The following is a 25,248-nucleotide window of genomic DNA, read 5'->3' on the forward strand; positions in this document are numbered from 1 at the left end:
CACGCGCCGGAGCGATACTGAACGGAGGCTAGTTGGGCAGCGCGAACACGGTCAGCGTGCCGCCGAGTGCCGTGTAATTGCTGAGGGCTGCGTAGCCACCGACCGCACCGAGGCCTGCGGTCGGATCAGTCAGACCTGCTGCCAGACCGATACCAGCCCAGCCGCCGACGCCGGAGAGCACTGCGACATACTGCTTGCCGCCATTCTCATAGGTGGTGACGTTGCCGATAATGCCGGACGGAGTCTTGAACTTGTAGAGCTCCTTGCCGGTCTTGGCGTCGACCGCCTTCAGGTAGCCTTCGAGCGTGCCGTAGAACACCACGCCGCCGGCGGTTGCGAGCGCACCCGACCAGACCGAGAACTGCTCCTTGTTCGACCAGACGATCTTGCCGGTCTTGCCGTCCCAGGCGATGAAGTTACCCATGTTGGTATCGCCCTGGGGCGGATACATCGAGAGCGTCGCCCCCACATAGGGCTGGCCAGCGGTGTAGCTCACCTTGAACGGTTCGTAGTCCATGCAGACGTGGTTGGTCGGGACGTAGAACAGCTGCGTGTCCGGCGAGTAGGCTGCCGGCTGCTCGTCCTTGGTTCCGAGCGCGGCCGGGCAGATGCCCTTCACGTTGTGGTCTTCGCCGGCCTTGTCGGTCGAAGCTGTGTCGAGCACCTTCGGCCGGCCATAGGTGGCGGAGTTCTTGTCCATGTCGACGCCGGAGGTCCAGTTCACCTTCGGATCGTACTTTTCGGCGACCAGCAATTCGCCGTTGGTGCGATCGAGCGTGTAGCCGAGACCGTTACGATCGAAATGCGTCAGCAGCTTGCGCGGCTGGCCGTTGATCGACTGGTCAGAGAGGATCATCTCGTTGACGCCATCATAGTCCCATTCGTCATGGGGCGTCATCTGATAGACCCACTTGGCGACGCCGGTGTCCGGGTTGCGGGCCCAGATGGTCATCGACCATTTGTTGTCGCCGGGACGCTGCTTCGGATTCCAGGTCGAGGGGTTGCCCGATCCGTAGTAAACGAGATTCAGCTCTGGGTCATAGGAGATCCAGCCCCAAGTGGCGCCGCCGCCGATCTTCCACTGATCGCCTTGCCAGGTCTTGAGGCTCGAATCCTTGCCGATCGGCTTGCCGAGTGCGGTGGTCTTGTCGTCGACCAGGATCTGATCGTCCGGACCTTCGGAATAGCCGCGCCAGGCTACCTTTCCGGTCTTGATGTCGTAGGCGGTCATGTGGGCCTGAACGCCGAACTCGCCGCCGGAGATGCCGATCAGCACCTTGTCCTTGATGACCATCGGCGCCGAGGTGCCGGTCTCGCCCTTGCTCGGATCGCCGTTCTTCGCGGTCCATGCGACCTGCCCGGTCTTGGCGTCCAGCGCGACGAGGGTCGTGTCGGCCTGATGCAGGAAGATCTTGCCGTCACCGAAAGCGAGGCCGCGGTTGACGGTATCGCAGCACATCACCGGGATGACGTTGGGATCCTGCTTCGGCTCGTACTTCCAGACGATCTTGTTCTCGTTCGAAAGGTCAATCGCGTAGACCTTGTTCGGGAACGGCGTGTGGACATACATCATGTTACCGATGATCAGCGGGCCGCCTTCGTGGCCGCGCAGCACGCCGGTCGAGAAGGTCCAGGCAACCTGGAGCTTGCCGACATTCTGTGCGTTGATCTGGTTGAGCTTGGAGTAGCGGGTGTTGGCATAGTCGCCGGTCGGCATCACCCAATCTTTCGGGTTCTGCGACATCTTGTTCAACTCGTCATTGGCTGACGCAGTTCCGACGGCGAGAGCCGCCGCGGAGCCGAGAAAGGTCGCGAGTAGCACCTTGCGCATAGTCATTCCTCCGTTGGTCTCGTTTATTTTTTCCGAAGCATTGCTCAATCGCCGGGCTTCTCGTCCGGCGTCTGCTCGTGCAGGGTGGTCAGGTTGGGGACCAGAAACGATGCTGTGCTGTTTCCTCCTCCTGATGAGAGCTCCGGGTCCGCGTGCAGGAACGGCCCGTTTCTTTTTGTTCCTGCCGCAATCCCTAACGACTTCGTCAACGGGAAACTTGCCCAAGAGTGAAGGCGCTTTGCTCAGCAGCGCACGGAGGCAATGTTTTTGATTTTGCGGTAGCGAATTCAGCGGCTTCCGTGCGGCGCGGCGCCATGCTCGACGCTCAGGTACCCCTTGACGACGGTGCAACTAAGGCGGAGGATTAATTGTCAGGGTGGCAGCGGAACGATGGCGCTCGTTTCAAAAGACCGCCCAAATTTGAGGTAAACGTCACGCAATCATGGCTGAGGGCTCCAGCAGGCGCTGGCCGCGATTCGCGTCGAATCTCTCTGACAACACCAGCGGCTGGATGAATGTCCGACACAATTCACACGCTCTCGACGACGGGACTGACGCCCAAGCGGCAGATCCAGAGCTGGGTCGACGGACTGACGAGTCTTTGCGGTCACTTCGATGTCGATCCGCTGGAGGCGTCCTCGCTCGAAGGGCGCATCGACTACACCACGGTCTCGCGCCTGAAGCTCTGTCAAATCGAGGTCAGCCAGCATCGGATTGCGCACACGCTCGCCCGCGCCGGGGCCAATGAGCACCCGTACATCAAGATCCACTTCCAGACCTATGGCGTGTCCTACTTCGAACAGGAAGGCCGCCACATCGAACTGAACCCGGGCGACATCATCGCCTATGATGTCTCCTGTCCGCACTTGATCGTCAGCCCCGCCTTCACGCGCCACGACGTGGTGATCGTACCGAAGACGCTCTTGCGCGATCGCGGCTTCCCGTCACAGCGCATGCCGGCCTGCAAGCTGACGGCGAAGACGGGCACGGGGCGGATCGCTCATGATTTCGTCCACGCCACGTTCGACGAAGCGGCGAAGCTGTCGGCCAACAGCGCCGTCGGCGTCGCCGATTCGCTGATCGACCTGTTGCTGCTGCCGCTCCGCGAAGCCGACACCATGTTCGATCGCGTCGGGCCCGAGGCGATGTATGTGCGCGCGCAGTTCTTCATCCGCGAGCATCTGCGCGATCCGGATTTGTGTATTGACCAGATATCCGCCGAGCTCGGTTGCTCCAAGCGCTATCTGCATATGCTGTTCTCGGAGCGCGGCACCACGGTGAGCGACTACATCTGGCAGGCGCGCCTGCAGAATTGCCGTCAGGAGCTCGAGGCCCACGGTGGCAAGACCATCACTGACGTCGCGTTCTCCTGGGGCTTCTCCAGCTCATCGCATTTCAGTCGCGTGTTCCGGAAATATTTCGGCATCGTGCCGTCTTCGATACACAAGGCGCAGCACAGCGCCGCGGCGGGCGAGAACTAGGCCGCGATCGATCCATTCACGACGATGGGGCAACGTAGGGAATGCTGGTCAGGAGGGCGGCAACCAGCGTCGCGTTGCAGAGCATTCCACTCCAATGCAGTCGACGTAGTCGGCGCACGGCCTCGGCGTCGCCCGCATCCCTGGCGCTGATTTCGTCATCCATTCGTCGCATGAACCGACCGCGCCCCCGGATCGAGAGGATTGCGACCAAGCCAATGCCCAGGGCGAATAGCGGCCGACCTGCGACGAGGAAAGCCACGGTCGCAAAGACGCCGGTCACGCTCATCATTCTGAATTGGACGTTGAACATTCCGCGCAGCAACTGTGTGACTTGCGGGATGTCGAGCTTCACCAGCAGGAACGCGGGCGACGCCAGCAGGAAATAGCCCATCGGAAAAAGCAGGATCACGAGGGCCGCCACGGCGACGGCATCGGGACTCATGCGAAGCGTCCTTTCTGGTTCGGGCGGCAAGGAACTTCCGGCGGCAGTTCATATGATAGCCAGTCGAGGTGCTTGCGACACCAGGCTTTGGTCGGATGCGAAGGCGGCCCCAGACGATGTCGGTCAGGGCCACCGCGATGAGCCCGCACCCGCTTCTGATGATGACGTGGGCGACGTGCGCAGAGCGGTACGGCAGCCACGGCGCGCCGCGGTCGGCTGCTATCGCTGAATGATCTTCGTCCAGACATCGCCGAGGATCGCAGGCTCGCGTGGCGGCAGGTAGGTCAGGCCGGCCTGCTTGCCCAACGCGGCGATCTTGCCCTCGGCGGCGAGATCCGTCAGTGCCTTGTTGACGGCCTCGATCAAGGCAGGATCGCTGCCAAGCCCGACATAGCCGCGATTGGCGCCGATCGGATAGTAATATCCGGAGGCGGTGATCGCGGTGTCGGGATGGGCCGCGCGATGGGCGTCGAAGCGGGCGAGGTCGATCAAGGTCGCATCATAGTCGCCACGCTCGAGCGCGCCCAGAAGGTCGTCGCGGCCGGGGACGAGATGGGTGATGTTGTCGATCAACTTGCCCTTGTCGAAGGTCATCAGGATCGCATCGCCCAGCGAGCCGCTCTCGATCGCAAGGCGAAGACCTGCAAGAGCGCCGATGTCGGCAATCTTGCGCTCGCGCGCCTTCGCACCCAGCACCACAGTCATCGGCGAATAGACGTAAGGCTGGCTTGGCGCCAGCACGCCAAGCGCGACGCGGCGGCGGCGGTCCTCGCGCGTGGCGCCGGAGAAATCCGGCAGGCGCGCCGTTTTCATGCCGGGCTTGACCAGCGTATCCGTCGTCAGCGCGTAGCCTCCGACCAGCGAGCAACGCCCGTCGGAGAGGAGGGCATTGGCCTCGAGCTGCGGGCTCGAATCCTCATCCAGCTTGCTCTCGAACCACTGGATCCTCAGCGGTCGTCCCATCCGGTCCGCGATCGCCTGCGCCAGCAGCACGTCGAAGCCGGAGTCCGGCTTGCCCTTGTGATGGGCCGAGAGCGGCGGGCGATCCTCATCGAGGCAGATGCTCAGGGGATCGGCCGCCCAAGCTGACGTCCAAGGCGCCGTTGCCGGAGCCGCGAGCATCAGGGCCAGACCGAGCGCTGCGAGCCGGTATCTCATGGCTTCCTCCGGCTCGAGATGAAAGCCCAGAGGCTGCCGATCTCGTCATCGTTCAGGATGTCACCCCAGGGCGGCATCCTGTTGTTCTTGCCGTTCTTCACCGTGGTGACGAAGCGCGTCTTGTCATCGGGGAAGGCGCGCAGGTCCGGCGTGATGGTGCCGGAGTTCATCAGATTGGGGCCGTGGCAGTGCGAGCACTTTTCGGCATAGGTCGACTTGCCGTGGTCGATCTGCGCCTGCAGCGGATTGCCGTTCGAATCATCCGCGGCACGGACGGTCGCCGCAAGCGCGACCGCCAGCACCGCGACGGTGGCGAGCATCGCCACCGTCCTGTGAGATAGGTCCCTCAACGTGTCTTGCCGCTATTGCTTCACCGCAAAGACCCAGAGCGAGCCGCCGGGCGGCACCTTGGCCAGACGTTCGTCGCCGGAGAACAGCGAGTAGACGCCGCCATAGCCGCTGGTCACAGCGACATATTGCACGCCGTCCTGCTGCCAGGTCACCGGCTGCCCCTCGATGCCGGAGCCGGTCTGGAACTGCCAGAGCTTCTTGCCGCTGTCGGCGTCGAAGGCCTCGAACTCGCCGGTCAGCGAACCCGTGAACACGACACCGCCCGCGGTCGACAGCACGCCCGAGAAGCGCGGGATGTCGCTGGCGGCTTCCCACTTCGCCTTGCCGGTCATCGGGTCGATCGCCTTCAGATGGCCGCGCGCGCCGTCACCCCATTCCCAGGGATCGGTCAGGTCCATGCCGAGATACCATTCACCCTGCTTGAAGGTGGCAGGCTCCGACTTGTACCTGCCGCCGAAAGCAAGCGTGTTGGCATAGGCAAGGCCCGTCTGCGGATTGAACGACATCGGCTCCCAGTTCTTGCCGCCGAGGATCGACGGATAGACCGTGACCTTCTTGCCGTCGCGCGCATCCTTGACCACGTCGGTTTCCATTGGCCGGCCGGTCTTCATGTCGATGCCGGTCGCCCAGTTCACCTTCACGTACGGATTGGCCGCGAGCAGCTTTCCGTTGGTGCGGTCGAGCACGTAGAAGAAGCCGTTGCGGTTGGCGTCCATCAGCACCTTGGTCGGCTTGCCCTCGACGTTCATGTCGGCGAGGACCATCTCGGCCACGGAGTCGTAGTCGAACGGATTGTTCGGCGAGAACTGGTAGTGCCACTTGATCTTGCCGGTCTTGGGATCCATCGCCAGCACGGAGCAGGTGTAGAGATTGTCGCCGGGACGCACGGCCGCATTGAACGGGCCGGGATTGCCGATGCCCCAATACACCGTGTTGAGCTCCGGATCGTAGGACCCGGTGATCCAGGTCGAGCCGCCGCCGAGCTTCCAGGTATCGCCCTTCCAGGTGTCGCCGCCGGGCTCGTCCGGTGACGGAACCGAATGGGTGCGCCAGAGATGCTTGCCGGTCGCGGGATCCCAGCCGTCGATGAAGCCACGGGTGCCGAACTCGGCGCCGGAGATGCCGGTGATGACGACGCCGTCGGCGACCAGAGGCGCCACCGTCATCGAATAGCCCTCCTTGATGTCGGCCGCCTTCTGCCGCCACAGCTCCTTGCCGTCCTTGATGTCGATCGCGATGACGTTGGCATCGAGCGTGGTGCGGAACAGCTTGCCGTCAAACAGCGCGCCGCCGCGATTGATGATGCCGCAGCAGACGATGCGCGGCGTCTCGGCCGGATATTCGATCTTGGATTTCCAGATCTGCTTGCCGGTCTTGGCGTCGACCGCCATGGTCGCATTGTGCGAGGTCACGTAGATCACACCCTGGTAGACCAGCGGCTGCGATTCCTCGCTGCGATCGTCGTTGAAGGAGTAGTTCCAGACCGGGACGAGGTTCTTGACGGTGTCCTTGTTGATCTGGTTCAGCGTCGAGAAGCGCTGCAGATTGTAGCCCATCCCGTAGTTCAGAACGTTCGATGTATCGGTTGCGCCCTTGACCAACTGATCGGTCGTTTGTGCGCTCGCAACCGAGCATGCGGATATGACGAGGCTTGCGGCCATCGTAAGGCGTTTCATCCGTTCCTCCCAATATGCGCGTCTTTTGACGCTGCGACCGCAACACTCCGTCGGAAAGCAAAACACGTCAATACGAAAGTCGAAGCTGCGCTGCCGATATGTTGGATGCCAGGCACAGGTCACCTGGCGGAAACCTGACGAGCAACTCCGACTTGTGCGCAGACGCTGAAAAAATTCCGCGCGATGATGCAAGGCCTGCAATGAGCGGTTGCATGGGCAGTCCGGTTCTGCCGGTTGTGCAGTGCGCACGCTGCAATTCCAGACTTGAACCGCGGTCGTCTTGCGGACTTATCTTGTCGTGAACCCGGCGAATCGGGCTCATGTCAGGGAGGTCTGAATGATATCGCGTCGCTCAGTTGCGCTTGCGCTCGCTGCGCTGTTCGGGCCGGCCTGGTCGGCCTCCGGCAGCGCGGTCAAAATGTTCGACACCGACAATGACGGGACGCTCGATCTGGCCGAGGTGAAGAAGGCCGCAGCCGCGCTGTTCGCCAAGCTCGATCCCGACCATGATGGGACGCTCGACGTGCGCGAATTGCGCGGACGGTTATCGGCGAAAGAACTCGCCGCCGCGGATCCCGATCACGACGGCACGCTGACGCTCGAAGAATATCTCGCCGTCGTGGAGCAGCGCTTCAACGCCGCAAACCCCGACAAGGACGCCACGCTCGACGCCAAGGAGCTGAATTCGCGGGCAGGGCGCGCCTTGCTGCGATTGTTGCGCTGAGGTCATCGACGCTTGACTGGGAGCGAAGGCGCTTTGCCCGAGAGCGAAATTTGCATGTGTTACGCGATACTTCGCTGGGCTTGCGGTTCGATTCCAGACTTGCGCTGTGCGTGAGGCAGCCCTAGGTTTTGCCCGGCGCGATGTCGCGCTCAAGACTAGACTCAATAGTTGGGGAGACCCCGAATGGCCTGGAAAGCTCCGAAGATCGTGGAAGTGCCGGTCGGCATGGAAATCAACATGTACGCCTGCGCTGCGCGCAAGTAAAACCGACGACCTGTCGCGGCTTCGATGGCGGATGCCGTCGAAGCCGTGATAGGATCCGGGATGCGCTTGGGGGCCGCCACATTCCGGACTGCGATTGCGTGCACCGTCGCGCTCGCTCCAGCCAGTGTGAGTGCGGAAGAGGGGTTCGATACGGAACACATCTTCGGATTCATGATCGGCAGCGATGTCGGCAATGTCGGCGAGCGCGAATTCCAGACCGAGACCACGGGGCGGTTCGGCAAGGGCGGCGGCAGCTATCGTGCCGTTGGCCAACAGGTCGAAATTGAAGTCGTCCCGCTGCCGAATTTTCGCGTCGAGGTCGGCGGCAGCGCGACGCTACACGACATCACCGGCGTCCCCGACATCGATGACCGACGCCAGTTCAATTTCCAGGGCCTCGCGCTCGACCTGCGCTATCGCCTGCTGGATCGCGGGAGCGCGCCGTTCGGCCTTACGATCGCCGCCGAGACTCATGGCGATCGCATCGATGAGATCAGCGGCGCGAAGGGCAGGATGTACGGCACCGACTTCACGCTCGCCCTTGACCGCGAGTTGGTCCCGAACGTCGTCATCGGTGCGCTCAATCTGATCTACCAGCCGGAATGGGCGCGCTTCGAGGTGTCAGGGCTGTCGGAGAAGAGCTCCACCATCGGCGCAGCCTTCGCCGGCATGGTGCGCGTGCGGCCGGATTTTCTGCTCGGCGGCGAGCTGCGCTACTTCCGCCAGTATGACGGCATCGGCCTCGGCGAGTTCTCAGGGCAAGCGTTATTTGTCGGACCGACTGCCTATGTCCAGCTTTCCGAGCAGTCGCGGCTCACCTTGAGCTGGAGCATGCAGGCCTGGGGGCGCCCGGCGGGATCGGGCGCCAATCTCGACCTCGTCAATTTCGAGCGCCACCAGGCGCGATTGGTGTTCGGCGTCAACTTCTAGCCAGGCGGTTCCCTCACGCGCGTTTGAAACTTCCGGCTCCTCGGGGCGTATCCCCTTGTGTTAGTCTTGATCGTTCCCGCGCGAGGATCCCGGCATGAACCCGATCGACCTGGTGGTGACTGTGTGTGCGGTGCTCTCGCCTGCGACCTGCGAGGAGCAGCACATCGTGTTCAATTATGCGGGCTCGCCCACGCAATGCGCGATGGCCGCGCCGCCCTACATCGCGCAATGGGTTGGCGAGCATCCGAAATGGCAGGCGGTGCGCTGGCGCTGCGAATATCCGCACCCGAACGACAAGGCGTGAACCGCTACTTCGTGCAGTCCTTCAGGTCCTTGTCTGAAATCGAGAACACCGCGTCCGCCTTGATCTCGATGTCGCGGACCACGCATTGCCGTGAGTTGGGATAGCTGATCTTGGCGTCGTAACGGCCGGGCTCGATGCCGGTGATGCGCAGCCGCTCGTCGTGGTCGACCTCCTTATCCTTGTCGTTCAGGCACTGGTTCGGACCCCAATCGGTCTTGCCCGATGGCGCGAGCTGGAAGCCGGAGATCGTCTCGCTCGTCAGATTCCAGAGCCGGATGCCCTTGCCCTTGGTCTGCGCAAGCGCCGCGCTTGGCATCGCAACCAACAGGATGCCGATCGCAATCAGCTGACGGCGCATGATAACCTCCCCGACATACTCGTTAGGTGCAGTTGACCACGAGTTCTCATTTCGATTCAAGCTGCAACGCCGCAAGTTCTGCTTTGATCCGGGCAAGCTCAGCCTCGCCGCGCTCTGTGCGCGGAATCGCGATCGTCAACTCCTGCACGATGCGCGCCGGACGCGGCGACAGGACAAACAGGCGGTCGCCGAGACGGATCGCGTCGTCGATGCTGTGCGTGACGAGCAGAGTCATCATCGGGCGGCTCGCCACCAGAGTCGCGATCTCGTCGCGCAGGCGGCCCGCGAGTGCGTCGTCGAGCGAGGCGAGAGGCTCGTCAAGCACGAGCAGATCGGGCTCGACCGCAAAGGCGCGAGCCAGAGCCACGCGCCGGGCAAGGCCCAACGACAATTCGCCCGGGAAGTGGCTGCGATGGGCGTCCAGCTCCAGGATCCTGAACAGCTCTGACAGCTTCGCATCGCTGGCATCGGGAGCCGCCAGCCGCACGTTCTGTTCGACCGAACGCCACGGCAGAAGCCGAGGCTCCTGGAAGACCATGCCGATCCGGGCCTCCGGCGGGCGCGCAACATGGCCGTCGAAATCCCGGTCGAGCCCCAGGATGATGCGCAGCATCGTGCTCTTGCCGCAGCCGGACGGGCCGATCAGCACGCCGACCTCGCCGGATTGAAGCGCGAACTTCATCGGCGCCAGCACCTCGTGCGTTCCGCCCGCGGCGCTCTTGAAGGTCTTGCCGGTGATCTCGATCTCAAGCCGCACGGGGCCGCCACCGCGTTGCGCGGGCCTCGAACGGCTGCACCAGCGCGGTCTCGATCGCGAGCACGACCACGGCGAATGTCAGGGAATAGGCAAGCAGTCGCGGCGTGTCGAACAGCTGGAAGGCCACGCCGATCTCGAAGCCGACGCCGTTCGGCCGGCCCAGGAGTTCGGCGACCAGCACGATTTTCCATACCAGCGACAGGCCGGAGCGGGCGGAAGCCGCGATATAGGGCGCAAGCTGCGGCAGCACCACATGCCGGAAGGCGCGCCAGCGCGGCATCGCAAACACGCTCGCCATCTCGTCGAGCGAACGGTCGAGCGCGCGCGTGCCCTCACGCAAGGTGACGACCGCCGTCGGCAGCTTGTTGATGGCGATGGCGGCGATGGCTGCTGCCTCGGTCAGCCCGGCCCAGATATAGGCCAGCACGATCACCACCAGCGCCGGCAGGTTGAGCAACAGGATCAGCCAGGGATCGCCGAGCCGGTCGGCGAGCTTCACCCGCCCCATGAGGTAGCCAATGGCGCTGCCGACCGACATCGCCAGCACGAAGGCGAGCGCGACGCGCGCCAGCGTGGCGCCAAGATGCAGGAACAGCGCGCCGCTTGCGGCTTCCGCGATGACAACGTCGAGCACGACGGGCGGAGAGGGCAGCTTTGCGCCGCCCGCGAAAAGCGCGGCAATCCACCAGATCGCGAGGAACAGGGCGAACGAGAGCGGGCGCAGCACCTCAGTCTCCGGGGACTGCGTGATAGAACGTGCCTGGGTCGAGCTCGGCCGCGGGCCCGACCAGATCGCGGCCGCCGATCTCGGCGAGCACGCGGTAGAGCACGCGCGCATCCGCCTCCTCGTCGCTGATGCCCCGGCGCGGAATGCCGTCGCGATAGCGGTCGCGGTAGGTCTTCAGCATGGCGGGATCGGTGGCGCCGGTGAGCGGGGCGATCTTGCCCCACGCCGCGTCCGAGGTGACCAGCAGCTGCTTGGCCTTGCGGGTCATGGCGATGAAGCGCGTCACCGCGTCGCGATGGCTCGCAGCCCAGCTCTCGTCGAAGACGTATCCGACCGCGGAGACCGCGCCCTTGGCGCCCAGTTTCGGCAAGATCTCCTCGATGCCAACGAGGCGCCTGAAGCCCCTGGCCTCGAGCTGCGCACAGAAATTCCAGAAATTGAGGCTCGCATCCATCTCGCCGTCGAGCGCCTTGGCGGCGATCAGGGGCGGGGCGCCATAGACGATGGTGGCATCCGACTTGAGGTCGATGCCGTCCTGCTTCATCCGTGCCTGCAGCAGCAGCCAGCTCTTGTCGATCGGACCGCCACCGACGGCGAGCTTGTGGCCCTTGAGGTCCGCGAGCGTCTTGATCGGAGAAGCGGCGGGCACCATCACCGCGCCGAGCGCGCTGGAATAGGGATAGAAGGTGAGCTTGGCGCCGAGTGCGCGCTCGCGCGACACCCAGAGCCAGTCCGACAACATGATGTCGGCATTGCCGGCGCGGAGCGCGATCTTGCCGGCCTCGGGGCTCGCAAGCTCGGTGACCTCCAGCGCCAGGCCGGCCTCCTTGTCGAGACCGGCCTCGCGAATGGTAGCCAGTTCCCAGGAGAATGTTCCGGTCTTCTGCACTGCCAGGCGGATGACATCAGCGGCATGGGCCGCCGGGCCCAGCACAAGTATCATCGCGAGCACTATTATTCGCGCCAAAACTCTCATCACCTTGTGAGCCATTTCCTCGGACAGAGTGCTTTTCAGGACAATACGCATAGCATAGCTTCCATCGCAACCAGCGGGAGGACGCGCATGAGGTTTACGGGACAGGGACGGCTGATTGTCGCCGCTCTGGTCGTCCTCGCGGCGACCGCCTGCGCGGCGCGCGCCGAAGAGGCCAATGATTATCCAACCTCGGCGCGCGCGGAATATGTCTATGGCTGCATGAAGGCGAATGGCGAGACGCGGCAGGCGATCGAGCAATGCTCCTGCTCGATCGACGTGGTCGCCTCGATCGTTCCCTACGATCGCTACGTGACCGCCGAGACCGCGCTCAGCATGTCGCAGGTCCGCGGCAATCTCGGTACCCAGTTCCGGACCTCAGAGCAGGCGAACGCGGCGGTGAATGATCTCAGGCGCGCGCAGGCCGAGGCCGAGGTGAGGTGTTTCTGATTTGTGTCGACTGCGTCTCACCCTCCCCTGGAGGGGGAGGGTCGATCGCGCGTAGCGCGAGCGGGGTGGGGTGATCTCTCAACTCGGGCAGTGTGTCACGTGGAGAGACCGCCACCCCACCCCGTCTCACATTTCGCTGCGCTCAATGTGAGCCGACCCTCCCCCCCAACAGGGGAGGGTGGTCCTCGCCTCACGTCGCCGGCTTCTCCACATCCCACTCATTGCGGAACACATGTCCGTCCGTATCCCTCGCTTCCGCGCGGAAGCGCTTGGCGCCGTTAGAGACATAAGTGAAGCGCAAATTGGGATCTTCCGAGATCGAGATGCCGCCTTCCATGGACAGCACCGGGCTGTCGTCCTGTGTCAACTTCAACTGGTTGATGAAGAAGGCGGGAATGTAGAGCTGCGTGACCTGATCCATCTGCAGGCCGGAATTGTTGGGATGACCGATCATGATCTGGGCTTCGCGGATGCGGCTTGCCGGTGCGCCCTCCCGTGCGAATTGCCGATAGCGCATCTGGCCGAGGTGGTTCTGCGCCTCCTCGGCGTTCTTGCCGGCCGGTGCCGAACAACCGCCTGAGGCCTTCACGTAAACTTTGGAGACGTAGAGTTGCCCGTCGCTGAGCTCGGCCACGGCATGGACGTCGGTGTAATTGTTGACGCGCACGCGCGTGGAGATTTCGCTGACATTGGCATCCGGCCCAAGATCGAATTTGGCGGCCATCGGCGCCGGGTTGCGATCGATCACCAGCGTGATCGATCGGATGCGACGGCTGTCAGCGGGGGAGAGCTTGCTGCGCAGCGTCACCGGCACGATCGCGGCGTCCTCGGCGCGATAGGGCATCTCGATGGCGATGACATCGCTGCCGTCGTTCATGGGACGGCTATTGAAGATGTCCTGCACCAGGCCCGGCCAGGGATCGTAGGCCTCTTCGGCGCTCACGGGCCGCGCGAAGGCGGTGCCGAGCAATGCGGCAGCGAGGATCAGGCGGCGCGTGCATCCCGTCATGGTCAAGGTCCTGCGCGGACGAAGCAGTTTCACTTATAAGGTAGCGCGCCCACTATTCCCATTCAATTTCAGAAAATGCTGCGGTTGCGTTGCGGGCGTTGTAGTCGTCGAAGAGTTCCCAATGCGAGCGCTCGGTCGCGGCGGCCTTCTCGGCCGCGGTTCGGATCGGATCGCCCTTCTTGTTCGACGTGCGGACATCCGACAGCAGAGACGAGAGATAACGCCGTTCATCCGACAGCGCGGCAGGCCAGTCGCTCACAGCGCCGTGACCGGGTACGGCGCGAACCGCCGGAACGGCCTCCAGCTCCTTCAGCAGGGCAAGCCACCCGCGGATGCTGCCATCCATCACCGGAATGTGCCGGAGAAAGACGAGGTCGCCTGCGAACAGCGTCTTGGTGGTCTCGTCGAACACAGTCAGATCATTGTCGCTGTGTGCGGCCGGCCACGCCCGCAAGATGAGCCGGCGCGATCCGAGATCGAGCGTCACCGTGTCCTTCACGAGCACCGTGGGCGGCACGATCTTCACGGGATCGATCAGCTCGCCGCCCATGATGCGGCGGAAATTGTCGAGGTAATACGGCCCTCGCGTCGCCAGCGCCTGCGGCAGCCTGCTGTGGCCGACGAAGCTGGTTCCCTCTGCGACAAACGCGGCATTGCCGAAGACATGGTCGGGATGACCGTGGGTGTTGATGACGTAGCGGATCGGCTTGTTGGTGCGGGAGCGCACGGCCGCGAGCAGCGCTTCGCCCTCACGCAGGCTGCCGCCGGTATCGATCACGGCCACCGCATCCGCGCCGACGATGAAGCCGACATTGGCGATGTCGCCCTCGTTCTCGCGGGTCATCAGGGCGATGGCCCCGGAGTGCACGAAGATTCCGGTCGCGACTTCGCTCACAGGCAATTCGGCCGCGCCGGCGCGTGCTAGCGTCGCTGCTGCCAGCAGGGACAGGGCTGCGATCTTTGATACGAGATGCGACACTTTTCCGCCTCGGTTCAGGATTTGCCGCGTTGCACTGCAGCACAACAAGCCAACACCAAGCTTGGCAAATAGGGTGCGTCCTGCGTTGCATGGATAGCATTCGAATGAAATGAGGAGAAAGCGCGATGGAGGCCCGACGACTTCGTCGCTGGTTGTTCTTGCTGTGTGCGACGGCGGCGTCTTGTGCGTTCGGCGAAATGGCCCGCGCGCAGACGACGGATGGTGGCGATCTCTCGTTCGAGCTGGTCGATCCAAAAGTGTTGCGGGTCTGCGCCGATCCCAGGAACATGCCGTTCTCCAACGAGAAGGGCGAGGGCATCGAGAACAAGCTCGCCGAGCTGTTCGCCGACAAGCTGCAGAAGAAGCTCGACTACGTCTACTTCCCGCAAGCGACGGGCTTCGTGCGCATGACGCTGGGGGCGCATCGCTGCGACGTCATCATGGGCTTCCCGCAGGGCGACGACATCGTGCAGGGCACCAATCCCTATTACCGCACGACCTATGCGCTGGTCGCCAAATCGGGCAGCGGGCTCGAAGATGTCGATACGCTCGAGGATCCGAGGTTGAAGGGCAAGCATGTCGGTATCATCGCCGGCACGCCGCCGGCGACCAACATGGCGATCGCCGGGCTGATGAGCGACGCCAAGCCGTATCCGCTGATGATCGACACGCGCTACGACAATTCGGCGCAGGCGATGATCGACGATCTCACCTCGGGGAAAATCGATGCCGGCGTGCTGTGGGGTCCGATGGCCGGCTATTACGCCAAGCAGGCCGGCTCGATGCACGTGACGCCGCTGGTGAAGGAAACCACCGGTCCGAAACTGGTCTATCGCATCGGCATGGGCGTGCGTGCCGCCGACCAGAACTGGAAGCGGCAGCTCAACAAGTTGATCCAGGAGAACCAGGGCGAGATCAACAGGATCCTGCTCGACTTTGGCGTGCCTCTGCTCGACGAGAACGATCGGCCGCTCGGCGTGGAGGCGGCCAGGAAGGCGCCATGAGATGGCCGCGTGTTGCCGCGCTGCTGGCCGTCATGCTGGCGGTGCAAGTGTCGGCGCAACAAGTGTCGGCGCAGCAGAACCCCGCCCGGCAGCAGGAGCCGTTCGAGCCGGAGGGCTATCGTACCGACAATTACCGCGCGCCGGTGCCGGCGACGCTGGAAGGCGCGCGCGTGCTCACCACGTCGGAGGCAGAAGCAATCTGGCGAGCCAGGAGCGGCACCTTCATCGATGTGCTGCCGCGCGCACCGAAGCCGAAGAACCTTCCGGCGGGCACCGTGTGGCGTGACATGCCGCGGAAAAATATTCCTGGCAGCATCTGGCTGCCCGACACCGGCTACGGCGCGCTGCCGCCGGCGATGGACGACTACTTCCAGCGCGGCCTCGTGCAAGCATCGCACGGCAACAAGGCCGCGTTGCTGGTGGTCTATTGCCTCGCCGACTGCTGGATGTCCTGGAACGCGGCCAAGCGCGCGCTGGGTTACGGCTATTCCAACGTTGCCTGGTATCCCGAGGGGACCGACGGCTGGGAGCAGGCAAAGCTGCCCACGGAGGAGGCGCAGCCGGAGCCGCGGCCTGAGCAGTGAGCCCAGCTCTCACCCCGTCATTGCGAGCGCAGCGAAGCAATCCAGAATCTTTCCGCGGAGGGACTCTGGATTGCTTCGCTGCGCTCGCAATGACGGCGTGGAGGCAGCATCGCGTATGTCGGCTAGTCGGACTGCGGCGTCGGTCCAACCCTACTGCTTCTGCAACTTCGTCAGCATGGCTGCGCCATCCGTGTCGGTCGCGGTGTATGTCACCCGGTCGCCGGCATGGACGGCATCCAGCATCGCGGCGTCCTTAGCCTTGTACTGCTGCAGCGCGCCGGCGCCGCCGGCGCTGCCGCCGACCGTGCCTTTCTGCGTCTGCTGGATCGCGATCGTGTTGTTGAGCCTGTTGATGCTGGTGACCGTTCCGGTCAGGTCGTCAGCAAAGGCGCTGGAGGCGAGCAGGGTGATGGCTGCGCCCGCGAGGATGAATTTCGCTTTTCCCATCGAGGCCTCCCGGCACTGGAGAGATTCACATCGACAAGACATCCTAGATCGATTTGGTTCCGGCCGATAGCGCCGCAAACATTAATGATCGCGTTGATATCGCGGGAACTCTTACGAAAGCTGTCAGCAAGCCTGACCCTATGAGACTTGCGTTATTCCATTTCCTGCTGGATCACGCGACCGAGTGCAAACAGGCGCTGGTCGATCGCGGTCGGAACCTCGCAGACGAAGCGCACCACCTTGCGGCGGTCCTCGAAGATGCGGGTTTCCCAGATCAGCTGGTTGCTCAGGGCGTCGACCTTGCCGTCGTCGCGCGGCGTGGCGTCCTGGAGTGCCTGGAGCTGGATCGTCTCCTCGCGGATCTTGTCGGCGGCCTCGCGCTGCTTGCGGCTGACGCGCTCTAATCCGCTCATCACCTGGGCGCGCTGGGCGTTGAGCGTGTCGAACAGGCCGGCGAACAGCAGCTTTGCGTTGGAGGTCTTGTCGGCGGCTGAGCCGGCCAAGAATTCCTTCACCGATTTTTCGGCTTCGTCCAGCGGTGTCTTGCGGGCCGCGAGCCTGGAGACCAGCGCGCTGACCTTGCCGTCCTCCTTCCATTTGGTCTCGGCATCGTCAAGCGCAGGACCGGCCCAGACCGCCGCGAGCGAAATCTCCGGCACCTTGGCCTGCGCGCAGGGCCAGTTGGGATAGCGCGGATCGGCGGCGCGCGCCGCAACGGTCGAGACCGCGCATGCAATGGCGACAAGCGCAAATGTCCGAACGCTCATCCTTCGCCTCCCGCCGGCCCACGCCGCGCCAGCCCGCGCGAGGGATCATAGGCGAAAATCGCTCCGATCATGAAGACGATTGTGCATGCTCCGACCACCGCGAGCGAGATCCAGTTGATCTGTCGATACAGCGCAAAACGGATCAGCTCGACCGCATGGGTGAACGGATTGGCCTCGCAGACATAATAGAGATAGGGGCTGCCCTCCTGCACGCGCCAGAGCGGGTACAGCGCGGAGGACGCAAAGAACATCGGGAAGATGACGAAGTTCATCACGCCGGCAAAATTCTCCAGCTGCTTGATCCCTGATGATATCAGCATGCCGAGCGAGCCCAGCATCAATCCGGACAGGATCAGCGCCGGGAGCACGGTGAGATAGCCTGATAGCGGCGGGGTAATGTCCCAGAACCAGGCGATGATCAGGAACGCATAGACCTGGAGCAAGGACACCGCGGTGCCCGCGAGCAACTTGCAGAACAGCAGGAAGCCGCGGGGCAGCGGGCTCACCAGCAGGGTCCGCATATTGCCCATCTCGCGGTCATAGACCATCGAGAGCGAGGACTGCATGCCGTTGAAGAGCTGGATCATCGCCATCAGCCCGGGCGCGATGAAGACCTCGTAGAGGATGTAGGTCTCGTAGGGCGGGATGATGGAAATGCCGAGCACTTGCCGAAAGCCGGCGGCGAAGATGAACAGCCACACCAATGGCCGCACCAGCGCCGAGACAAAGCGCTCGCGCTGATGCAGGAAGCGCAAGCCTTCGCGCCAGACGATGCCGGTGAGGCAGGTCATGTATTCGCGAGCAGAGAAGCCGCGCGGTGCGTCGTGCGTGGTGATGCTGCTCATGCGCCGCCTCCCGCCATCATCTGCGCGCCGGTCAGGCGCATGAAGGCGGTGTTGACGTCCTGCGCGCCTGCCTCGGAAATGACGCGGCCCATCGGGCCTTGCGCCAGCACCTTGCCCTGGTGCAGCACCACGAGATCGTCGCCAGTCGTGATCTCGTCGAACAGATGCGTGGCCCAGAGCACGCCGATGCCTTGCTCGGTCACGAGCTGGCGCACATGGCTGATGATGTCGGCGCGCGCCTTGACGTCGAGGCCGACGGTCGGCTCGTCCAGCAGGAGCAGCCGCGGCCTGTGCAGCAGTGCACGTGCGATCTCCAGCCGTCGCATCTGGCCACCGGAGAGATCGCGCACCTTGCTGCGGGCGCGGTCGGCAAGCCCGATGCGCGCGAGCAGCTCGGCGCTGCGCGCGGCCGCCTCGCGCCTGATGATGCCGTGCAGAGCTGCGTGATAGAGCAGGTTCTGCGTCAGCGACAGATCGAGATCGAGCGTGCGCGGCTGAAACACGACGCCAAGCAGGCGCAGCGCCTCGCCGGGTGTGCGGCTGACGTCATGGCCGAAGATGCCGACGCGGCCGGACTGGATGCCGAACAGGCGCGTGATCAGTGAGAACAGCGTGCTCTTGCCGGCGCCGTTGAGGCCAAGCAGCGCGGTGAAGCTCGCAGGCCTTACGCCGAAGGAGACGTCGATCAGCGCGCGGCGCGGGCCATAGGCATGGCTGACGCCGTCGATCGACAGCGCCGGCACCGCTGCCGGATCGGGCTTCGGCATCTGAAGTGGTTCGGCGATGGGGGCAGGGCTGGTCATGGTGCGATCGTGATGCCCCAGGGCAATTCGCCCACCTGAATGGTCTTGATCACTTTTTGCGCGGCGACGTCGATGACGGAGACGTCGTTGGAGACGCCGTTGGTGGTGAGCAGGTATTTTTCATCCGGCGTGAACGCCATGTGCCAGACGCGCTGGCCCACCAGCAGATATTTCGTCACCTTGCGCGTGGCCGTGTCGACCACGGCGACGCGGTTGGCCGGGCCGAGCGCGACGAACGCGGTCTTGTCGTCCTTGGTCATGCCGATGCCGACCGGCTGGATCGCCTCCTTCCTCAAGCCTGGAATCTCGAAGGTGACCTTGCCGATCACCTCGTGCTTTCCGGGATCGATGATCGACACGGAGCCGCCGATCTCGGAGGAGACCCATAATTCGGATGCGTCGTGCTTGAACTCGGCAAAGCGCGGCCGCGGATCGACCAGCACGTTGGCGACGATCTGGCGCGATCCGGTATCGATGAAATGCGCCATGTTGGTGGTTTCGGACGTGTTGATCAGGGTCTTGCCATCAGGACTGATGGTCATGCCCTCGGGTTCGACGCCAACCTGGATGTCGCCGAGGCGGGCGCGCTTCTCGAGGTCGATCACCGTCACCGTGTTGTCGTTCTCGTTCGCGACATAGAGCGTCTTGCCGGCGGCATCCTGGGTGAACAATTCGGGGTCGGGGCCGGAGGGCAGGGTGTCCACGACGCCTTGCGTCCTGGCATCGATCATCTGGATGGTGTCGTCGTCGCCGACCGCGACCATCACGAATTTGCCGTCGCGGGTGAACTCGATGCCGCGCGGGCGCTGGCCGACCTTGATGGTCTTGGTCACGGTCCAGCTGTCGGTGTCGATCACCGACACCGTGTTGCTCTTCTCGTTCGAGACATAGGCGATGAAGGCATGCGCGGGCATGGCGGCGAGGGCGATTGCCACGAGCACCGTTGCCCTCAGCAGAGGCAATATTTGTCCGCGGGCGGTTCTTACCTCCCCCGCTTGCGGGGGAGGTCGCATCGCATCGCAAGATGCGATGCGGGAGAGGGTTTTCTCCTCTTGGGGACTCTCGCGCGTGGAGACACCCTCTCCCCAACCCTCCCCCGAAAGCGGGGGAGGGGGCACACCATCTCCGCGGCGGCTGCATCGCATCACGTCGCTCATTTCAGCCTGCATTTGCTCTCCGGGCGATCGTAGCCGAGCGTGTCGAGCTCGGAGACCTGGTGCAGAAATCCTTCCTGCGGCGACACCGACACCACCATGCGGCCGTCGACCAGCAGGATCGGCTGGCGCAATTGCAGATTCCAGTCGCGCAAGGTGAGCCTTGTGCCCTTGAAGGCCGCGACCTCGAAGTTCGGTCCCTTGATGAAGTCGGTGATCTTCCTGACATCGCCGGAATTGGTGCGGGAGGCGGCCTCGCCGATCATGCGCACGGCGGTCCAGGCCTGCATGTCGAGCGCGGTCATGCGACGCGCATTCAGCTTCATGAAGCGGTTCTGCATCTGCGTCGCGCCCCATTGGTCCTGCGCGGCATCCCAGCTGCGCGGCATCAGGCCGGCCGAACCCGCGACAGGCCGCGGATCCCAGGTGCGATAGGGCAGGTACGCGGCGAAGACCTCGCTCTCGTCGGCGGCGACCAGCACGTCATACGCCGGCGCGGCTTGCGTGAAGACGGGCATCTGGCGCTGGATCAGCGTCACGCCGCTATCGGTGCGGCGCGCGCCGCCGGTGTCCTCGAAGGTCCGCTCCTGCACGATCTTGGCGCCGAACCGCGTCGCGGCGCGGCGGAGCGCGTCGGCATAGAGCTTGTCCCCGTCATGCGAGCCCACAACCAGCAGCCAGCGAGACCATTTCTTCCACACCAGATATTGCCCGAGCGCATCCGCCAGCATCGACCGTGTCGGTGCAGCGTGAATGATGTTGGCGCGGCAATCGGCTTCGCGCAGCCGGTCGTCGATCGCGCCGGCGTTGAACAGCAGCGTGCCGCGATCGCGGAGCGCATCCGCCACCTTCAAGAGCGCATCGGCCGGCAGGTCGGCGACGATGAAACCGTTGCGCTCGGCAAGCGCAGTCGCAGCCTGGACCGGGTCTTCGCCTTCCTTGATCCGGCGCTCCTCCAGCGTGAAACGCTGGCCGGTGAATTTTCCGGTCGTGTTGTTGTCCTCGATCGCGAGCTTGGCGCCGGCTGTGCCGTCGTTCTCCGCGGGCTGCTCGACCAGCGACAGCGTCGGTCTGGTGCCGGCGACGCCGAGATAGCCGACGCCGATCGTGACCGGGTCGGCCGCGAGCGCTTGCATCGCCGCCAGACACAGGCCGATCGGGCCGAGCAACCATCGGATCATGCTTCCTCCTGCCGTTCTCCCCGGCTTGACCGCCGGTGGAGAATTGTTTCTCTTCAAGCATGACCGATTTGGCAGGGCTTGCAACCCCGCATTTGGTCGTCGCGACACCACATGCGGAATCACGATCATGCGAGCGCTGATATGTTGCGCAGCTTTGCTGCTGATGGGTGCGCCGGCATTCGCCGATCCGCCGAAGCTTGCGATATTCGATTTCGAGCTGATCGACACCAGCCTGCCCGGCGAGTTCTATGGCTCGAAGCCTGAAGAGATCAGGCTCGCGCATATCAGCGACCAGCTGCGCAAGGAACTGGCCGAGTCAGGCCGGTTCCAGGTGCTCGACATCGCGCCGGTCAGGGATGCCGCCCATCACGCCAATCTGCAGGCTTGTGGCGGCTGCGACCTCAAGCTGGCCGGACAGCTCGGTGCCGACCTCGAGATCACCGGCATGGTGCAGAAGGTCTCGAACCTGATCATCAATCTCAACGTCTACTTACGCGACGTGAAGACCGGTAACATGATCACGGCGGCCAGCGCCGACATGCGCGGCAACACCGATGAATCCTGGTCGCGCACGATGAGCTATCTGATCCGCAACCGCATTCTCGCGCCGAATTACGGCAAGCCGGAGTAGGGCGGTGCTTACCCTCCCCTGGAGGGGGAGGGTCGGCACGCGATCGAGCAAAGCGAGATTGCGTGACGGGGTGGGGTGATCTCTCCACTCGGGCAATGTTCGTCGCGGATGGACCGTCACCCCACCCCGCTCGCGCTTTGCGCGATCGACCCTCCCCCTCCAGGGGAGGGTAAGAAAACTCACCCCTTCAACCGCTCCGCGTGCCAATGCAGATGGTCGCTCATGAACGTCGAGATGAAGTAATAGCTGTGGTCGTAGCCCGGCTGGCGGCGCAGCGTCAGCGGGATGTTGGCCTTGGTGCAGGCCGCCTGCAGCAACTCCGGCTTCAGCTGTTCTTTCAGGAAATTGTCGGCCTCGCCGACATCGACGAGGAAGCCGGAGAATTTCGCGCCGTCCTCGATCAGCGCCACCGTGTCATGGCTGCGCCAGGCATCCTTGTTCGGCCCGAGATAGCCCGTCAGCGCCTTGATGCCCCATGGCACCTGCGACGGCGCCACGATCGGGGCGAAGGCGCTGGCGGCGCGATAGCGATGCGGGTTGCGCAGCGCTACGGTCAGTGCGCCGTGGCCACCCATGGAATGGCCCATGACCGATTGCCGTTTGCCATCGACGGGAAAATGTCCCGCCACAAGTTTGGGCAGCTCGTCGGTGACATAGCTCCACATGCGATAATTGCGCGCAAACGGCTCTTGCGTGGCATCGACGTAGAAGCCGGCCCCCAGGCCGAAATCATAGGCGTTGTTGGCATCACCAGGCACGTCGGGGCCGCGCGGTGAGGTGTCGGGCGCGACGAAGATCAGGCCGAGCTCGGCGCAGGCTTTGCGGAATTCGCCCTTCTCGGTGACGTTGGCATGGGTGCAGGTAAGCCCGGAGAGATACCAGACCACCGGCAGCCTGGCGCCTTCGGCATGCGCAGGGACATAAACCGAGAACACCATGTCGGTTCCGGTCGCCTGGCTCGCATGGCGATACACGCCCTGCACGCCGCCATGGGATGCGTTGGTCGAGACTGTCTGGATCGTCATGTCTGATAGCTCCGCGGCATCTCACCACATCGAGAATGCAATGCTTGTGTGACCGAAATTTGTGGCGCTCTTCTAGGCCACGCCGCTGTCGATCGCCAGCCGCACCAGCTCGACCGAGGTCTTGACCCCGAGCTTCTGGCGCATGATCGAGGAGGTGTTGGCGACCGTCTTGTAGGACGATTGCACCAGCCATGCGATCTCGGACAGGCTCTTTCCCGCACTGAGCAGCCGCAGGATCTCCATCTCACGCGCATTCAGCTTCGACAGCGGGCTTTGCGCCAGCGCAGGCCCTGCGAAGGCGATGCTGCGCGCGATCGCGCTCGGCAGATAAGTGCCGCCGCTGCCGACGGTGCGGATCGCCTCGACGAGATCGTCGGGGTCGCCGGTCTTGGAGACATAGCCCTTGGCGCCGCACTCGATCGCGCGCGCCGCGAAGGCCGGATCGTCGTTCATGCTGAACATGATGATGCGGGCGTCAGGTGCGCGTTCCAGGATGCGGCGCGCGAGCTCGAAGCCGGAGACCGTGGGCAGGTTGATGTCGACGACACAGAGGTCGGGGCGCTCGACGATGAAGACGCTCTCGCCGTCTTCAGCGTCGGCGGCCTCCAGGATCTCGATCTCGCCTGCGTCGGCCAGCACGGCACGGCAGCCGGAGGCGACAATGGGATGATCGTCGACGATCAGAATGCGCATAGGCGTTCCCCGTGACAGCGTCGGACTTCTGTTTCGCGCCGCATGATACCGAACGAGGAAGCCTCCCGGCTCATGCAACCCGGCCGGGATTGCTGTACGCTTCCGATTAGATATCGGGCGCTTCGCTCCTGTCAACGACATCGGACGGGTGCGAGTGATCTCTGGCGGGGCATGAGCGAAAGCAATGTGGCAAAATCTATCCTTGCGCGGGCGCATCAACCTTCTGCTGGCGCTGCTGCTGGCGCTCGGGCTCGCGGTCAACATCACCCGCCAGGTCGCGGAGGCTGGCCCCCGCGTGCAGGCCGAGGACCAGAGCGTGATCCGGCTCGCGCGCGAGTTCATCGAGATGATCGTTGCCGATCTCAACGAGGCGCCGGATCCCGATGCCAGGCTGAACCAGATCGCGCGCGATCTCGATCGCCTTCGCCATGTCAGCATCGCGCTGCACGATGCCGGCGGGAACCCATTGACGCCACCTCGGGCCGAGACCGATGACGACATGCCCGGGCCGCCGGCCTGGTTCGTCAGCCTGGTTCATCCCGAGCAGACCGCTGTCAGCGTACCGGTGTCCGTTCATGGCAAGCCCGGCTCGCTGGTGATCACCTCGCATCCCAATGACGAGATCGCCGAGATCTGGGACGCCATCGTCACCCAGCTCGAGGTCGGATCAGTCATCGCGCTGGCCCTGTTCCTGGTGATGATGACAGTCGTCGGCCGCGCGCTCGCGCCGCTGCAATCGCTGGCGCAGACCATGGGCGAGCTCGAGGACGGGCACTACGATGCGCGCGTCACGCCCGGCGGAGCGCCGGAACTCGCTGCGATCTGCACCAGGCTCAATCATCTGGCGGCAAGGCTTGGCGAGGCCGTCGAGGAGAAGCAGCGGCTGGCCGAACGCGCGGTGTCGCTGCAGGACGTCGAGCGCAAGGAAATCGCGCGCGAGCTGCATGACGAGTTCGGTCCGTATCTGTTCTCGCTCCGCGCGCATGCCAGCGCGCTGGCAAAGCTCGCCGACGGGCGTGCTCCGAGTGCAGAGGCCGTGCGAAAGCACGGCGGCGCGCTGCTGGAGCAGATCAACGCCCTGCAGCAGTTCACCCGCCGCGTGCTGGAGCGCTTGAGGCCCGTCGGCCTCGCCGAGCTTGGCCTCGGCAAGGCGCTGGAATCGCTGTCGCGGCTCTGGCGTGAATCGCATCCCGACGTGACGATCGAGACCACGATCTCGCCGGCGCTCGGCGTCACGGGCGAGACCGCCGACCTCACCATCTACCGCGTCGTGCAGGAGGCGCTCACCAACGCGTTCCGGCACGCCGGCGCGACCGCGATCGTCGTGGCAATCGAGCCTGCGGAGCAACCTGGCCGCGATGGTCGCTGCTGCGCCCGGGTGCGGGTCAGCGACAACGGCCGCGGCATGGATCCGAACCAGAAGCTCGGCTTCGGCCTTGTCGGCATGCGCGAGCGTATCCTCGCGCTCGGCGGCACGCTCAACGTCGCCTCGGGCGAGGGCGGCGTCACCGTGGAAGCGCTGGTTCCAACCGCAGCGGCCTGATCGCGCCCGGTTCAAACGGGGAAAATTCAAGGTCGGGAATAATTCCCGATTCGGCCGGGAAAACGGGTGCGAATAGCCTACGACCTTTTGAAGCTAGTGCATCAGGTGCCGCCGACTACACTCGTCTCGAACCAAACGGCGCGATCGAAAACAGCCG

At 64.0% G+C, this 25,248-nt stretch carries 29 protein-coding genes; 10 read left to right on the forward strand and 19 right to left on the reverse strand.

The annotated features are described in order from the left end of the window. Positions 1-28 precede the first annotated feature (28 nt). Complete coding sequence (xoxF5, locus tag JQ621_RS13680) at positions 29-1,831, reverse strand: lanthanide-dependent methanol dehydrogenase XoxF5 (RefSeq protein ID WP_212235228.1); 1,803 nt, start codon at positions 1,829-1,831, stop codon at positions 29-31. A 515-nt stretch (positions 1,832-2,346) separates the two neighbouring features. On the opposite strand from xoxF5, the gene JQ621_RS13685 reads away from it, so the two are divergent. Then, positions 2,347-3,312, forward strand: a complete 966-nt coding sequence (locus tag JQ621_RS13685; RefSeq protein ID WP_212235229.1) for a helix-turn-helix domain-containing protein — start codon at positions 2,347-2,349, stop codon at positions 3,310-3,312. A gap of 16 nt (positions 3,313-3,328) precedes the next feature. Here JQ621_RS13685 and JQ621_RS13690 read toward each other — a convergent pair whose 3' ends face one another. The 4 genes from JQ621_RS13690 to JQ621_RS13705 all read right to left on the reverse strand — a co-directional run bounded on the left by JQ621_RS13690 (position 3,329) and on the right by JQ621_RS13705 (position 6,939). Further along, a complete protein-coding gene (locus tag JQ621_RS13690) occupies positions 3,329-3,754 on the reverse strand; it encodes a hypothetical protein (RefSeq protein WP_212235230.1) in 426 nt (141 codons plus the stop codon). Positions 3,755-3,973: 219 nt separating this feature from the next. Beyond that, positions 3,974-4,912: a substrate-binding periplasmic protein gene (locus tag JQ621_RS13695; RefSeq protein ID WP_212235231.1), complete on the reverse strand. Its 939-nt coding sequence runs from the start codon at positions 4,910-4,912 to the stop codon at positions 3,974-3,976. After that, positions 4,909-5,232: a c-type cytochrome gene (locus tag JQ621_RS13700; RefSeq protein WP_212235232.1), complete on the reverse strand. Its 324-nt coding sequence runs from the start codon at positions 5,230-5,232 to the stop codon at positions 4,909-4,911. The genes JQ621_RS13695 and JQ621_RS13700 overlap by 4 nt, the downstream gene beginning before the upstream one ends. 42 nt (positions 5,233-5,274) lie before the next feature. Continuing rightward, entirely contained in the window at positions 5,275-6,939 is a 1,665-nt protein-coding gene (locus tag JQ621_RS13705; protein ID WP_212235233.1) for a methanol/ethanol family PQQ-dependent dehydrogenase, read from the reverse strand. 337 nt (positions 6,940-7,276) lie between these two features. On the opposite strand from JQ621_RS13705, the gene JQ621_RS13710 reads away from it, so the two are divergent. The 4 genes from JQ621_RS13710 (at position 7,277) to JQ621_RS13725 (ending at position 9,161) form a co-directional block, all read left to right on the forward strand. After that, positions 7,277-7,663 carry an EF-hand domain-containing protein gene (locus JQ621_RS13710; protein ID WP_212235234.1) on the forward strand — a complete coding sequence of 129 codons (387 nt, stop codon included), beginning with the start codon at positions 7,277-7,279 and terminating at the stop codon, positions 7,661-7,663. Positions 7,664-7,846: 183 nt separating this feature from the next. Further along, on the forward strand, positions 7,847-7,927 hold the full coding sequence (gene pqqA, locus JQ621_RS13715; RefSeq protein WP_012029362.1) for a pyrroloquinoline quinone precursor peptide PqqA: 81 nt from the start codon (positions 7,847-7,849) through the stop codon (positions 7,925-7,927). Between the two features lie 24 nt (positions 7,928-7,951). Further along, complete coding sequence (locus JQ621_RS13720; RefSeq protein ID WP_212235235.1) at positions 7,952-8,857, forward strand: hypothetical protein; 906 nt, start codon at positions 7,952-7,954, stop codon at positions 8,855-8,857. A gap of 94 nt (positions 8,858-8,951) precedes the next feature. Beyond that, a complete protein-coding gene (locus tag JQ621_RS13725; RefSeq protein ID WP_212235236.1) occupies positions 8,952-9,161 on the forward strand; it encodes a hypothetical protein in 210 nt (69 codons plus the stop codon). A 4-nt stretch (positions 9,162-9,165) separates the two neighbouring features. Here the strand turns inward: JQ621_RS13725 and JQ621_RS13730 are convergent, their stop codons facing one another. Genes JQ621_RS13730 through JQ621_RS13745 form a run of 4 tightly spaced genes read right to left on the reverse strand, consistent with a single transcriptional unit; the run spans position 9,166 to position 11,946 of the window. Next, complete coding sequence (locus tag JQ621_RS13730; RefSeq protein ID WP_212235237.1) at positions 9,166-9,519, reverse strand: hypothetical protein; 354 nt, start codon at positions 9,517-9,519, stop codon at positions 9,166-9,168. Positions 9,520-9,565: 46 nt separating this feature from the next. Next, positions 9,566-10,276, reverse strand: a complete 711-nt coding sequence (locus tag JQ621_RS13735) for an ABC transporter ATP-binding protein (protein WP_212235238.1) — start codon at positions 10,274-10,276, stop codon at positions 9,566-9,568. Continuing rightward, positions 10,266-11,003, reverse strand: coding sequence for an ABC transporter permease (locus JQ621_RS13740; protein WP_212235239.1), 738 nt, complete (start codon positions 11,001-11,003; stop codon positions 10,266-10,268). Before JQ621_RS13740 ends, JQ621_RS13735 begins: the two co-directional genes overlap by 11 nt. A gap of 1 nt (position 11,004) precedes the next feature. Next, positions 11,005-11,946 carry an ABC transporter substrate-binding protein gene (locus JQ621_RS13745; protein WP_249125261.1) on the reverse strand — a complete coding sequence of 314 codons (942 nt, stop codon included), beginning with the start codon at positions 11,944-11,946 and terminating at the stop codon, positions 11,005-11,007. Positions 11,947-12,066: 120 nt separating this feature from the next. Between JQ621_RS13745 and JQ621_RS13750 the strand changes: the two genes are divergently transcribed. Next, the gene (locus JQ621_RS13750) at positions 12,067-12,426 is read left to right on the forward strand and encodes a hypothetical protein (protein WP_212235240.1); all 360 of its coding nucleotides are present in this window, start codon (positions 12,067-12,069) and stop codon (positions 12,424-12,426) included. Between the two features lie 190 nt (positions 12,427-12,616). Here the strand turns inward: JQ621_RS13750 and JQ621_RS13755 are convergent, their stop codons facing one another. Continuing rightward, positions 12,617-13,435 carry a quinoprotein dehydrogenase-associated SoxYZ-like carrier gene (locus JQ621_RS13755; protein WP_212235241.1) on the reverse strand — a complete coding sequence of 273 codons (819 nt, stop codon included), beginning with the start codon at positions 13,433-13,435 and terminating at the stop codon, positions 12,617-12,619. Positions 13,436-13,487: 52 nt separating this feature from the next. Beyond that, a complete protein-coding gene (locus JQ621_RS13760) occupies positions 13,488-14,279 on the reverse strand; it encodes a quinoprotein relay system zinc metallohydrolase 2 (RefSeq protein ID WP_409334228.1) in 792 nt (263 codons plus the stop codon). Between the two features lie 260 nt (positions 14,280-14,539). Here JQ621_RS13760 and JQ621_RS13765 point away from each other — a divergent pair, with 260 nt between their 5' ends. Both JQ621_RS13765 and JQ621_RS13770 read left to right on the forward strand, forming a co-directional pair. After that, positions 14,540-15,418 carry a substrate-binding domain-containing protein gene (locus JQ621_RS13765; protein WP_212235243.1) on the forward strand — a complete coding sequence of 293 codons (879 nt, stop codon included), beginning with the start codon at positions 14,540-14,542 and terminating at the stop codon, positions 15,416-15,418. Further along, complete coding sequence (locus JQ621_RS13770) at positions 15,415-16,002, forward strand: PQQ-dependent catabolism-associated CXXCW motif protein (RefSeq protein WP_212235244.1); 588 nt, start codon at positions 15,415-15,417, stop codon at positions 16,000-16,002. The genes JQ621_RS13765 and JQ621_RS13770 overlap by 4 nt, the downstream gene beginning before the upstream one ends. Positions 16,003-16,152: 150 nt before the next feature. Here the strand turns inward: JQ621_RS13770 and JQ621_RS13775 are convergent, their stop codons facing one another. The 6 genes from JQ621_RS13775 to JQ621_RS13800 form a co-directional block, all read right to left on the reverse strand. Continuing rightward, on the reverse strand, positions 16,153-16,449 hold the full coding sequence (locus JQ621_RS13775) for a copper-binding protein (protein ID WP_212235245.1): 297 nt from the start codon (positions 16,447-16,449) through the stop codon (positions 16,153-16,155). A gap of 152 nt (positions 16,450-16,601) precedes the next feature. After that, positions 16,602-17,216 carry a hypothetical protein gene (locus tag JQ621_RS13780; RefSeq protein ID WP_212235246.1) on the reverse strand — a complete coding sequence of 205 codons (615 nt, stop codon included), beginning with the start codon at positions 17,214-17,216 and terminating at the stop codon, positions 16,602-16,604. Further along, entirely contained in the window at positions 17,213-18,061 is an 849-nt protein-coding gene (locus JQ621_RS13785) for an ABC transporter permease (protein WP_212235247.1), read from the reverse strand. Before JQ621_RS13785 ends, JQ621_RS13780 begins: the two co-directional genes overlap by 4 nt. After that, complete coding sequence (locus JQ621_RS13790) at positions 18,058-18,864, reverse strand: ABC transporter ATP-binding protein (RefSeq protein WP_212235248.1); 807 nt, start codon at positions 18,862-18,864, stop codon at positions 18,058-18,060. Before JQ621_RS13790 ends, JQ621_RS13785 begins: the two co-directional genes overlap by 4 nt. Then, positions 18,861-19,778, reverse strand: coding sequence for a YVTN family beta-propeller repeat protein (locus JQ621_RS13795; protein ID WP_249125290.1), 918 nt, complete (start codon positions 19,776-19,778; stop codon positions 18,861-18,863). Before JQ621_RS13795 ends, JQ621_RS13790 begins: the two co-directional genes overlap by 4 nt. 239 nt (positions 19,779-20,017) lie before the next feature. Next, positions 20,018-21,199 carry an ABC transporter substrate-binding protein gene (locus tag JQ621_RS13800; RefSeq protein WP_212235249.1) on the reverse strand — a complete coding sequence of 394 codons (1,182 nt, stop codon included), beginning with the start codon at positions 21,197-21,199 and terminating at the stop codon, positions 20,018-20,020. A gap of 127 nt (positions 21,200-21,326) precedes the next feature. Between JQ621_RS13800 and JQ621_RS13805 the strand changes: the two genes are divergently transcribed. Continuing rightward, positions 21,327-21,830 (forward strand): DUF3280 domain-containing protein, encoded by a 504-nt coding sequence (locus tag JQ621_RS13805; RefSeq protein WP_212235250.1) that lies wholly within the window; start codon positions 21,327-21,329, stop codon positions 21,828-21,830. 179 nt (positions 21,831-22,009) lie between these two features. Here JQ621_RS13805 and fghA read toward each other — a convergent pair whose 3' ends face one another. Both fghA and JQ621_RS13815 read right to left on the reverse strand, forming a co-directional pair. Then, the gene (gene fghA, locus JQ621_RS13810; protein ID WP_212235251.1) at positions 22,010-22,855 is read right to left on the reverse strand and encodes an S-formylglutathione hydrolase; all 846 of its coding nucleotides are present in this window, start codon (positions 22,853-22,855) and stop codon (positions 22,010-22,012) included. A gap of 72 nt (positions 22,856-22,927) precedes the next feature. Next, positions 22,928-23,548 carry a response regulator gene (locus JQ621_RS13815; protein ID WP_212235252.1) on the reverse strand — a complete coding sequence of 207 codons (621 nt, stop codon included), beginning with the start codon at positions 23,546-23,548 and terminating at the stop codon, positions 22,928-22,930. A gap of 184 nt (positions 23,549-23,732) precedes the next feature. On the opposite strand from JQ621_RS13815, the gene JQ621_RS13820 reads away from it, so the two are divergent. After that, complete coding sequence (locus tag JQ621_RS13820; RefSeq protein ID WP_212235253.1) at positions 23,733-25,091, forward strand: histidine kinase; 1,359 nt, start codon at positions 23,733-23,735, stop codon at positions 25,089-25,091. Positions 25,092-25,248: the final 157 nt, after the last annotated feature.

Source organism: Bradyrhizobium manausense, from assembly GCF_018129685.1.
GTDB classification, from domain to species: Bacteria; Pseudomonadota; Alphaproteobacteria; order Rhizobiales; family Xanthobacteraceae; genus Bradyrhizobium; species Bradyrhizobium manausense_D.